This window comes from Simplicispira psychrophila DSM 11588 (genome assembly GCF_000688255.1).
Lineage (GTDB): Bacteria > Pseudomonadota > Gammaproteobacteria > Burkholderiales > Burkholderiaceae_C > Simplicispira > Simplicispira psychrophila.
This window is the reverse complement of the sequence record NZ_JHYS01000020.1, coordinates 33,936-44,118: the sequence shown is the minus strand read 5'-3', so window position 1 is coordinate 44,118 and position 10,183 is coordinate 33,936. Positions and strand designations below refer to the sequence as shown.

General features: G+C 64.5%; 9 protein-coding genes. 4 read left to right on the top strand and 5 right to left on the bottom strand.

Going from position 1 to position 10,183, the window contains the following annotated elements; genetic code table 11:
- The 5 genes from Q390_RS0115605 to Q390_RS0115585 form a co-directional block, all read right to left on the bottom strand.
- Positions 1–845: electron transfer flavoprotein subunit alpha/FixB family protein (locus Q390_RS0115605; RefSeq protein WP_027996145.1), on the bottom strand; the 845-nt coding region annotated here is incomplete at its 3' end.
- A 58-nt stretch (positions 846–903) separates the two neighbouring features.
- Positions 904–1,653 (bottom strand): electron transfer flavoprotein subunit beta/FixA family protein, encoded by a 750-nt coding sequence (locus tag Q390_RS0115600; protein ID WP_027996900.1) that lies wholly within the window; start codon positions 1,651–1,653, stop codon positions 904–906.
- Positions 1,654–1,789: 136 nt separating this feature from the next.
- Entirely contained in the window at positions 1,790–3,112 is a 1,323-nt protein-coding gene (locus tag Q390_RS18740) for a mechanosensitive ion channel family protein (RefSeq protein ID WP_051603292.1), read from the bottom strand.
- Positions 3,113–3,140: 28 nt separating this feature from the next.
- Positions 3,141–3,956, bottom strand: a complete 816-nt coding sequence (locus Q390_RS0115590) for an enoyl-CoA hydratase (protein WP_051603291.1) — start codon at positions 3,954–3,956, stop codon at positions 3,141–3,143.
- An 11-nt stretch (positions 3,957–3,967) separates the two neighbouring features.
- On the bottom strand, positions 3,968–4,921 hold the full coding sequence (locus tag Q390_RS0115585; protein ID WP_027996898.1) for a histone deacetylase family protein: 954 nt from the start codon (positions 4,919–4,921) through the stop codon (positions 3,968–3,970).
- 40 nt (positions 4,922–4,961) lie between these two features.
- Here Q390_RS0115585 and Q390_RS0115580 point away from each other — a divergent pair, with 40 nt between their 5' ends.
- The 4 genes from Q390_RS0115580 to mltB all read left to right on the top strand — a co-directional run bounded on the left by Q390_RS0115580 (position 4,962) and on the right by mltB (position 10,180).
- A complete protein-coding gene (locus tag Q390_RS0115580) occupies positions 4,962–5,882 on the top strand; it encodes an AAA family ATPase (protein WP_027996897.1) in 921 nt (306 codons plus the stop codon).
- A complete protein-coding gene (locus Q390_RS0115575) occupies positions 5,882–6,844 on the top strand; it encodes a DUF58 domain-containing protein (RefSeq protein WP_027996896.1) in 963 nt (320 codons plus the stop codon). The genes Q390_RS0115580 and Q390_RS0115575 overlap by 1 nt, the downstream gene beginning before the upstream one ends.
- A gap of 87 nt (positions 6,845–6,931) precedes the next feature.
- The gene (locus tag Q390_RS0115570; protein ID WP_027996895.1) at positions 6,932–9,007 is read left to right on the top strand and encodes a transglutaminase TgpA family protein; all 2,076 of its coding nucleotides are present in this window, start codon (positions 6,932–6,934) and stop codon (positions 9,005–9,007) included.
- Between the two features lie 30 nt (positions 9,008–9,037).
- The gene (gene mltB, locus Q390_RS0115565; RefSeq protein ID WP_051603289.1) at positions 9,038–10,180 is read left to right on the top strand and encodes a lytic murein transglycosylase B; all 1,143 of its coding nucleotides are present in this window, start codon (positions 9,038–9,040) and stop codon (positions 10,178–10,180) included.
- The last annotated feature ends 3 nt before the right edge of the window (positions 10,181–10,183 follow it).

Here is a 10,183-nt window from a genome sequence, read left to right as displayed (position 1 = left end):
TCTTTGTTGATCGCTACGATCACCTTCGAATCCTTCATGCCCGCCAGGTGCTGGATCGCACCCGAAATGCCGACGGCCACATACAGCTGCGGCGCCACAATCTTGCCCGTCTGGCCCACTTGCAGGTCGTTGGGTGCGTAGCCCGCGTCCACCGCCGCGCGGCTGGCGCCCAGCGCGGCGCCCAGCTTGTCGGCCAGCGGCTCCATCACCGCGTCAAACTGCTCTTTGCTGCCCAGCGCGCGCCCGCCCGAGACCACGATCTTGGCCGCCGTCAGCTCGGGGCGGTCGTTTTTCGTCACTTCGCGGCCAAGGAAGCGGCTTTGGCCAGCGCCCGCCGCCGCAGCTACGGTTTCGACCGCGGCGCTGCCACCCGTCGCCACTGCGGCGTCAAAGCCGGTGCTGCGCACGGTGAGGACTTTGGTAGCGTCCAGGCTTTGCACCGTGGCAATGGCGTTGCCAGCGTAGATCGGGCGCTCGAAGGTGTCAGCGCTGATCACTTTGGTGATTTCGCTCACCTGCGCCACGTCCAGCTTGGCCGCGACGCGCGGGGCGACGTTCTTGCCGGCTGCCGTGGCGGCAAACAGCAGGTGGCTGTAGTTGGCGGCCAGCGCCAGCACTTGCGCAGCGACGTTTTCCGCTAGGGCGTCGGCCAGCTCAGCGCTGTCGGCATGGATCACTTTGGCCACGCCAGCGATTTGCGCTGCGGCCTGCGCAGCAGCGGCGGCGTTGTGGCCGGCCACCAGCACGTGCACTTCGCCAGCGCAGGCCAGGGCGGCGGTGACGGTGTTGAGCGTGGCGCCCTTGATGGCGCTGTTGTCGTGTTCGGCAATAACCAGTGCGGTCATGGTGTGGGTTTCCAAATAGCTTGTTCAGTCATGGACAGGGGGTGCGTGCGCTGGCGCTTTACAGGACCTTGGCCACGTTCTTGAGTTTCTCGACCAGCGTGGCCACGTCGGGCACCTTGATGCCAGCGCCGCGCTGGGGCGGCTCGGATACTTTGAGGGTTTTGAGGCGCGCGCTCACGTCCACACCCAAGTCTTGCGGGGTGAAGGTGTCGAGCGGTTTCTTTTTCGCCTTCATGATGTTGGGCAGCGTCACGTAGCGCGGCTCGTTCAGGCGCAGGTCGGTGGTGATCACCGCCGGCAGGCTCAGCGAGAGCGTTTCCAGGCCGCCATCGACTTCGCGCGTCACTTGCACGCTCTCGCCCAACACTTCCACCTTGCTGGCAAAGGTGCCCTGGGGCAGATCCGCCAGCGCCGCCAGCATCTGGCCGGTCTGGTTGGCGTCGTCGTCAATGGCTTGCTTGCCCAGGATGATCAAGCCGGGCTGCTCTTTATCGACCAGCGCTTTCAAGAGCTTGGCCACGGCCAGCGGCTGGAGTTCGGCATCGGTCTGCACCAGGATGGCGCGGTCGGCGCCAATGGCCATGGCAGTGCGCAGCGTTTCCTGGCACTTGGCATCGCCGCAGGAGACGGCAATCACTTCGGTGACCACGCCTTTTTCTTTCAAGCGCACGGCCTCTTCGACAGCGATTTCGTCAAAGGGGTTCATGCTCATCTTGACGTTGGCGATGTCCATACCCGTGCCGTCCGACTTCACTCGAACTTTCACGTTGTAGTCGACCACGCGTTTGACCGGGACCAAAACCTTCATTGCTGCGGCTCCTAGAGTTAATTGAATTGACGTTTACGTAAACTGAAACATTCTATGCCGGGCGGCAACCCATCACTGCCATCTGGCACTTATGTAAAACCAAGGCACAAAAAAGAACGATCGTGCTTTTTATAAATTATAGACCCGTATCGGTGGCGGTAGTTGTACTGGGTGGGGGATGGGGCATGACGGCCAAGGCGGCGACGGTGGCGGCCGGGAGGTGCACGACACGTTGCGGGTACGGAATATCGATGCCATGCGCACGCAGCGCCTGCAGGATGGCCACGTTGATCTGCGAGCGCAGGCCGAGCGCGCCGTTTTCCGGATCGGCGATCCAGAAACCAAGCGTGAACTCCAGCCCGTCGGCACCAAAGGCCGACAGCGCCGCATGGGCCGCCGGCTCGTGCAGTACGCGCGGGGCGGCCAGCGCTGCGTCTTTCAGCAAGCGCATCACCAGATCGACATCGCTGTCATAGCCCACGCTCACCACCGTGGACAGCCAGACGCGCGTGTCCGCCAACGATAAATTCTCTACCCGGCTGGTGATCAGCATCTCGTTGGGCACGATGGATTCGCGCCCACTGGTCGATTGGATCAGTGTGTAGCGTCCATTGATGGCGGTGATGCGGCCCTCAAAACTGTCCACGCGCACGTTGTCGCCAATACGGATGCTGCGCTCGGCCAGGATGACAAAGCCGCTGACGTAGTTGGCCGCCAGTTTTTGCAGACCCAAACCAATACCGACACCGACGGCGCCGCCCAGCACCGACAGCGTGGTCAGGTCAATGCCCACCGCCGACAGCGCCACGATCAGGCCAATGAAGATCAGCAAGGCGCGCACGGCATTGCTCAGTGCCTTGCGCAGCGACAAGGCGCCGCCGGTGGCCGAGCGCAACAACCACGACTCCAGCACGGAAGAGATCCACAGGGCGACCAGCAGCACCACGCCGGCTAGGATGATCCCATCCAGCAGGGTACGCAGCGACATACGGCTGCTGCCGATTTTCCAGGAAATGTCATCCAGCTCTTGCAGCACCAGCGGCAGCACACCAGTGATCCACAGCACCGCAGCACACCAGACCAGCCACGACAGCGAGTGCTCGATCACCCGCACCGCATGGGCCACAGGAAAGGCGGCCTGCAGCACCTTGGCACCAACGCGGATGAGGGAAAGTGACAGCAGCACCGGCAGGATCAGCTTGAACAGCGCCAACGCCATCAGCGGCTGCAAGACAGCACGCGCCACCAAGGTCAACCCCAGCAGCAACAGCGGAAACAACGCGCCATCAAACACCTTGTGACCAAAAAGAATCGAGTCCGGGGAAACGCGCCGCATGGCACGGCGCAGCAACGTGGACAGCCCCCAGGCCAGCCCGACGCAACCCAGCAGCACGGCTATTTCGATCAGCACACCGGCCTGCAACAGGGCGTGCAGTGAGCTCTTCAAGTCTTGCAGCATCAGGACGAACAGCAGCTGCGCCGGGGCATCACTGCTTCCAGGTGGGGAGGCGTTTTTCCGCGAATGCCTGCGCGCCCTCTTGTGCAGCCGCATCCATCATGTTGGTGGCCATGGTCTGGCCGGCCAGTTGGTAGGCCGCCTCCACCCCCAGTTCGCGCTGTTGGTAAACCAGCGCCTTGCCCATGGCAAGGGCCACGCGCGGCTTTTGCAAAATCGATTGCACCAATTTTTCGACCTCGGTATCGAGCGCTGCCGCTGGCACCACGCGGTTCAATAGACCCTGCGCCAGCGCCGTCGGTGCGTCGATGAAGTCGCCTGTCAGCAGCATTTCCATGGCGCGCTTGACCGGCACGTTGCGCAACAAAGGCACGCTGGGTGTGGCGCAAAACAGGCCGTAGTGGATACCACTGGTGGCAAAAGTGGCGCTGTCGGCGGCCACCGCCAGGTCGCACTGTGCTACCAGCTGGCAACCGGCGGCCGTGGCCATGCCCTGGACGCGTGCAATCACCGGCACCGGCAGCTTGTGGAGGCTCAGCATCATGCGGCTGCACTGGGCAAACAGTTGCTGGTACCAGGCCAGCTCGGGGTGCGCCGCCATGTCTTTCAGGTTGTGCCCGGCGCAAAACGCCTTGCCCGTGGCGGCCAGCACCACCACGCGCACGCTGTCGTCCTGCGCCACGGTGTCGAGCGCCTGCTGCAGCGCCGCCAGCATCTCGCTGCCCAGCGCATTGAAGCGCGCGCTGTCATTCAGCGTCAGGGTGACGACGCCGCGCGCATCGCGGCGCACACACAAAGGCATGTCGCCAGCGACGGCGGGAGCGGCAGGAACCACAGGTGCAGTCATGGAAGAGTCCTTTACAAATCGGCCAGCACGCGGATGTGCGCTTCCACGCTGCGTGCCAACGGGTTCATGACGTAACCGCCTTCGAGCAGGGAGACGATTCGGCCTTTGGAATAGCGCTTGGCAATGTCTTTGATGCGCTGCGTGATCCAGGCAAAGTCCTGCTCGGTCAGGCCGAGCTGGCCCATGTCGTCTTCGCGGTGCCCGTCAAAACCGGCGCTGATGAAAATCATCTCGGGCTGGAACTCTTCCAAGCGCGGGATCCACGCCATCTCGATCATTTCGCGGATCTCCATGCCGCGCGTATACGCCGGAATGGGCACGTTGACCATATTGGCCGCCGGATTCTGGTCACCGCAGAACGGATAAAACGGGTGCTGGAAGATGCCGACCATCAGGGCGCGCATGTCGCCCGCCAGAATGTTTTCGGTGCCATCGCCATGGTGCACGTCAAAGTCCACCACCGCGACGCGCTGCAGGTGGTAGCGCTCCAGGGCGTACTTGGCAGCGATGGCGACGTTGTTGAAAAAGCAGAAACCCTGCGCCTTGTTACGGGTGGCGTGGTGGCCCGGGGGACGCACGGCGCAAAAGGCGTTTTCAATCTCGCCGGCCATCACGGCGTCGGTGGCAGCCATGCCAGCACCGGCCGAGCGCAGCGCAGCGTTCCAAGTGTGCACATTGATGGAGGTATCAGGATCGATCTGGGAAAACTCGGGACCACCGGCCAGCACTTCTTCGGCCAGCAATTCGGAGTAACCGCGCATGACGGCCACATGCATTCGGTCGTGCGCCAGTTCCAGATCGGCGGCAGCGGCCTGCGGCGCGTCGTAGCGCTCCAGGGCATCGAAAACGCCGCTGACCAGCAGCCGGTCTTCGATAGCATCAAGCCGCTCCGGGCACTCGGGGTGACCCGGGCCCATCTCGTGTTTCCAGCAGTCGCGGTGGGTGAAATAGCCAGTTTTGCTCACACTTATGTCCCCATCTGTAGTTTTCGTATAACGTCACACCATGCAAGCACAGCACAAAATAAACTCTCTTTTGGAACAGCTTAACACGGTGATTGTGGGTAAAAACGCCCGTGTGCAAGACTGTGTGGCCTGTCTTTTGGCCGGCGGCCATCTGCTCATTGAGGACGTACCCGGCGTCGGCAAAACCACACTGGCACACGCTTTATCACATTCCTTCGGACTGCAATTTGCGCGTGTGCAATTCACCGCTGATTTGATGCCCAGCGACCTCATTGGTCTGTCGGTCTACGAGCGTGGCAAAGAAGCTTTTGTCTTCCACCCTGGCCCGGTATTTGCCCAGGTGTTGCTGGCCGACGAAATCAACCGCGCCAGCCCGAAAACGCAAAGCGCCCTGCTTGAAGCCATGGAAGAAAAACAGGTCACGGTGGAAGGCGCAACCCGCGCCCTGCCGCAGCCGTTTTTTGTCATCGCCACGCAAAATCCGCACGACCAACTGGGCACCTACGCCCTGCCGGAATCGCAGCTGGACCGCTTTCTGATGCGCATCTCGCTCGGCTACCCGGACCGCGCTGCCGAGCGCATGTTGCTGGCCGGCAGCGACCGGCGCCATATGGCCGCCACCTTGCCCGCGCTGCTGGCAGAAGGTGAACTGGCCGCGCTACAGCAACAGGTGCTGGCGGTGCACGCGGCCGATCCGCTGCTCAACTATGTGCAAGACCTGATTGCCGCCACGCGCTCGGGCCAGTGGTTTGTGCAGGGCTTGTCGCCGCGCGCCGGCATTGCGCTGGTGCGCGCCGCCAAGGCGCAGGCGCTGATCAGCGGACGCGATTACGTCGCCCCAGACGATGTGCAGGCCATCCTGGCGCAAACCATTGCCCACCGTTTGGTGCCCGTAGGCAGCGCCGGGCGCGGCGCCGTGGCACAGGTGCAGGCCATGGTGGACGCGGTGCCTTTGCCTTGATGGACTTGAACCTGCGCAGCCGCCTCACCCGCTGGTGGCAGTCCCGCCTGCCGCGCCAGGACAGTCTGCAACTGACGCAGCGCAACGTCTACATCGTGCCCACCGGCGCCGGCTGGATGCTGGCGCTGACCCTGCTGGTGCTGCTGGTGACGTCGATCAACTTTCAGCTCAACCTGGGCTATTTGCTGACCTTTCTGCTCGCCGGCAGCGCGGTGGTCGCCATGCACATCAGCCACGCCACGCTGCGCGGCATGGGCCTGCACCTGAAACCACCCGAGCCGCAGTTTCTGGGCCACAGCAGCTTACTGGAAGTACAACTGACCAGCACCCGGCGCAATGCGCGCTTTGGTATTGGAATGGCGGTCCATGGCAGCGGCCAGTGGGCCTTTAGCGACGTGCCGGCCCAGGGCAGCGCCAGCGTTGAGGTGGCGTTTACGGCGCCGCGCCGCGGCCTCAACACTGCGCCGCTGCTGACGGCAGAAACGCGTTTTCCGCTGGGCACCTTTCGCGTCTGGGCGCTGTGGCGGCCCGCAGTGCAGCTGCTGATCTACCCAACCCCCGAACCCCCCCCCCCGCCGCTGCCGCTGGGCGAACCCAGCGCCGGCAGCACCGCCAGCAGTGCCAGCCAGGGCAGTGGCGACTTTGACGGTGTGCGCGCCTACCGCCGGGGCGACCCGCTCAAACTGGTGGTCTGGAAAAAAGCCGCACAGGCCTTTGCCCGGGGCAGCGACCACCTGGTCAGCCGCGATGCCGAACACCTGCAGCGCAGCCAGCTGTGGCTGTCGCCCGAGCGCACCGGCCTGCAAGACCCCGAAGCACGCCTGTCACGCCTGACGGCCTGGGTGCTGGAGGCCGAGCGCCTCGGACTGGACTACGGCCTGCGCCTGCCCAATGCAGACATCGCCCCCGACCATGGCGCCGCGCAACGCCAGCGCTGCCTGCAGGCATTAGCTTTGTATTAAATAAGCCTCTAGCCCTTTATATAAAAGCGGTATTAGCTATATATATAGTAGCGCATTGAATGCTCCTTTTCCTTTAAAAGCCCGCCCATGCGCCTGCGCCAAACGCTCACTGCCCTGCCCCGCGAGGCCCGCGACACGCTGTTTTTGTTGCTGGTCATTGCTTGGGTGATCGCTCCGCAAAGCGCCCATTTGCCGCTGTGGGCCAGCGCTTTTGCTGCCGGCTTGCTGTTATGGCGCGGCGTGTTGGCCTGGCGCGGGCACCCGCTGCCACGCTCCTGGGTGGCGATGCTGCTGCTGGGCCTGGCGGTCGCCGCCACTTGGGCCACCTACCGCACCATCATCGGCCGCGACCCTGGCGTCACGCTCATCGTGATCTTGCTAGGACTCAAAACGCTGGAGATGCGCGCGCGGCGCGACGCCATGGTGATTTTCTTCTTGGGCTTCTTCACCCTGCTCAGCAATTTTTTCTTCTCGCAATCGCTGGCCGTGGCCGCTGCCATGCTGATTGGTCTGCTCGGCCTGCTGACGGCGCTGGTCAACGCCCACCTGCCGGTCGGGCGCCCGCCGCTGGCGCAGTCGCTGCGCATGGCGGCGCGCATGGCGCTGCTGGGCGCGCCGATCATGCTGGCGCTGTTTGTGCTGTTTCCGCGCATGGCGCCGCTGTGGGGCATGCCCAGCGATGATCGGGTCGGGCGCTCCGGGCTGTCGGGCAGCATGCAAGTGGGCCACATTGCCGCGCTGGCGCTGGACGACAGCGTCGCCCTGCGGGTGCTGTTTGATACCCCCGGCAACGCGGCACCGCCGCAGTCCCAGCTGTACTTTCGCGGCCCGGTGCTGGGACAGTTTGACGGGCGCAACTGGCGCAGTAGCTCTCTGGAAAACGGCCCAGCCTGGGTGGCCGATTCGAGGACCGCCAACGCTGCAGCCGCCGCCCACCTGCAGGTGCAGGGTGAGCCGCTGCACTACGCCGTCACCCTGGAGCCCCACCGTCGCCCGTGGCTGCTGGTGCTGGACGCAGCGCCCGAGCGGCCCGACATCCGTGGCACCGGGGTGTTCATGGGCAACGACCTGCAGTGGTTGACCACGCGCCCGATCACCGAAGTCACGCGCTACCGCGCCACCAGCTACCCACAGTTTCGCTACGGTCCACTGGAGCGCGCCGATAACGCCAAGGCAATGGACCCACTGCGCTTGTTCTCACGCCTGCCCAAGGGTTCGAACCCGCGCACCCGGGCGCTGGCGCAGCAACTGCTGGCCGATCCCGCCCTAGTCCAGGGCGGCACGCCAGCGCTGATCGAGGCGGCTCTCACGCTGTTGCGCACCGGGGACTACGCATACACGCTGGAGCCCGGCATCTATGGCGAGCACACCGCTGACGAGTTCTGGTTTGATAAAAAAGCCGGTTTTTGCGAGCACATCGCCTCCGCCTTCGCCGTACTGATGCGCGCGGCCGACGTCCCGGCGCGCATCGTTACCGGCTACCAAGGCGGCGAGCGCAACAGCGTCGATGGCTACTGGACGGTGCGCCAAAGCGACGCCCATGCCTGGACCGAAGTGTGGATCGCCGGGCGCGGCTGGGTGCGCGTCGATCCGACCGGCGCCGTCTCACCCGGGCGCGTGGGGCAGTTTCAGCGCCTGTTGGCACCGCGCAGCGCCTTTGGCAACGCCATGGGCGCTGTCATCAGCCCCGGCATGGCGCAGCACCTGCGCGCCGTCTGGGAGGCGGTGAACAACCACTGGAACCAGTGGGTACTGAATTACACCCAAACGCGCCAGCTCAACCTGCTCAAGGCGCTGGGCTTTGAGGCGCCCAGTGGGCAAGACCTGGCGCGCCTGCTGGCCAGCCTGGTGGGCGCGGTGGCGCTGGCTGGCGCCGTCTGGGCGCTGTGGGAGCGGCGCCAGCACGATCCCTGGCTGCGGCTGCTGCAGCGCACCCGCCAGCGCTTAGCGCGCGCAGGCTTGAGCCTGCCTGACAGCACCCCGCCGCGCACCATGGCGCGCTTGGCGCGAGCGCACTTTGGTACCAGCGCCGATCCGCTGGCGCAGTGGCTGCTGCAACTGGAGTCCCTGCGCTACGCCCCGGTCAGCCACGCCCACATGCCATTGCACGCCCTGCGGCGCCAAGCACGCCAACTCCCCTGGCCAATGGCCCCGAGCGCGTAAGAATCTGTTCCAAAGGCGAAAATACCCTCCATGATCCTGATTCCGCCTTGCTTTCGACGCACCCCTTCCGCTATTTTTTTCATAGCTATAAGCGCAATATCTACGTGCGCTATAGCCCAAAATGACCCTAAAAATACACTCCGCAGGACGGCGATCACGGCCCCCGCCGAGAAAGCACCTACCCCACGCAGCAAGACCGTAGAAGGCAGCACCCCCTACGCCAGCCGCGCCGACGCCATGCAATTTGCCGACGATCTGGCCGCACGCCGCGACCTCGATCCTGCCTGGGTGCGCGAGGCCCTCGGCCAGGCGCGTTTTTTGCCGCAAGTGCCCGCCTTGATGCTGCCACCGGCCCGCAGCAGCGCCAAGAATTGGCGCGCCTACCGCAGCCGCTTCATCGAGCCGATTCGCATCCGCGCCGGCGTGCGCTTTTGGCAACAGCACAGTGCGGCACTGGCGCGCGCCGAGCGCCAGTACGGTGTGCCGGCAGAAATCATCGTCGGCATCCTGGGGGTGGAAACCATCTACGGCCAGAACATCGGCAACTTCCGCGTCATCGACGCGCTGGCCACGCTGTCGTTTGACTTTCCCTCGGCGCACCCGCGCGCGCTGGAGCGCCGGGAATTCTTCCGGGGTGAACTGGAGCAGTTCCTCAGCCTGATGCAGCGCAGCCACACCAACCCCTTCGAGCCGCGCGGCAGCTATGCCGGCGCCATGGGCCTGCCCCAGTTTATGCCATCCAGCTGGGTGCGCTACGCCGTTGACTTTGACGGCGACGACCACATCGACCTGTTTGCCAGCCCGCAGGACGCCATCGGCTCGGTCGCCAACTACTTCATCGCGCACGGCTGGACCCCCGGCATGGCGCCGACCTACCCGGTCGAATTCGACCCCGTGCGCTTGGACATGCCGACACTGATGGCGCCCGACATCAAGCCCACCTTCAGCCCCGCCGAGATGGCCGCCAAAGGCGCCGTGCTGCAAGGCAGCGGCGCGCAGCACAACGGCCCGCTGGCGCTGATCGAATTGCAAAACGGCGGCGATACCCCCAGCTATGTGGCCGGCACCGGCAATTTCTACGCCATCACGCGCTACAACTGGTCAAGCTACTACGCCATGGCAGTGATTGAACTCGGGCGCGAAGTGGCTGCCGCACGCGTCCGCCAGCGCTAAGCC

What these genes read in the sequence shown, in the direction of transcription:
- Q390_RS0115600 (WP_027996900.1), bottom strand. Translation starts at nt 1,653, where the DNA reads ATGAAGGTTTTGGTCCCGGTCAAACGCGTGGTCGACTACAACGTGAAA.
- Q390_RS18740 (WP_051603292.1), bottom strand. Translation starts at nt 3,112, where the DNA reads ATGCTGCAAGACTTGAAGAGCTCACTGCACGCCCTGTTGCAGGCCGGT.
- Q390_RS0115590 (WP_051603291.1), bottom strand. Translation starts at nt 3,956, where the DNA reads ATGACTGCACCTGTGGTTCCTGCCGCTCCCGCCGTCGCTGGCGACATG.
- Q390_RS0115580 (WP_027996897.1), top strand. Translation starts at nt 4,962, where the DNA reads ATGCAAGCACAGCACAAAATAAACTCTCTTTTGGAACAGCTTAACACG.
- Q390_RS0115575 (WP_027996896.1), top strand. Translation starts at nt 5,882, where the DNA reads ATGGACTTGAACCTGCGCAGCCGCCTCACCCGCTGGTGGCAGTCCCGC.
- Q390_RS0115570 (WP_027996895.1), top strand. Translation starts at nt 6,932, where the DNA reads ATGCGCCTGCGCCAAACGCTCACTGCCCTGCCCCGCGAGGCCCGCGAC.
- mltB (WP_051603289.1), top strand. Translation starts at nt 9,038, where the DNA reads ATGATCCTGATTCCGCCTTGCTTTCGACGCACCCCTTCCGCTATTTTT.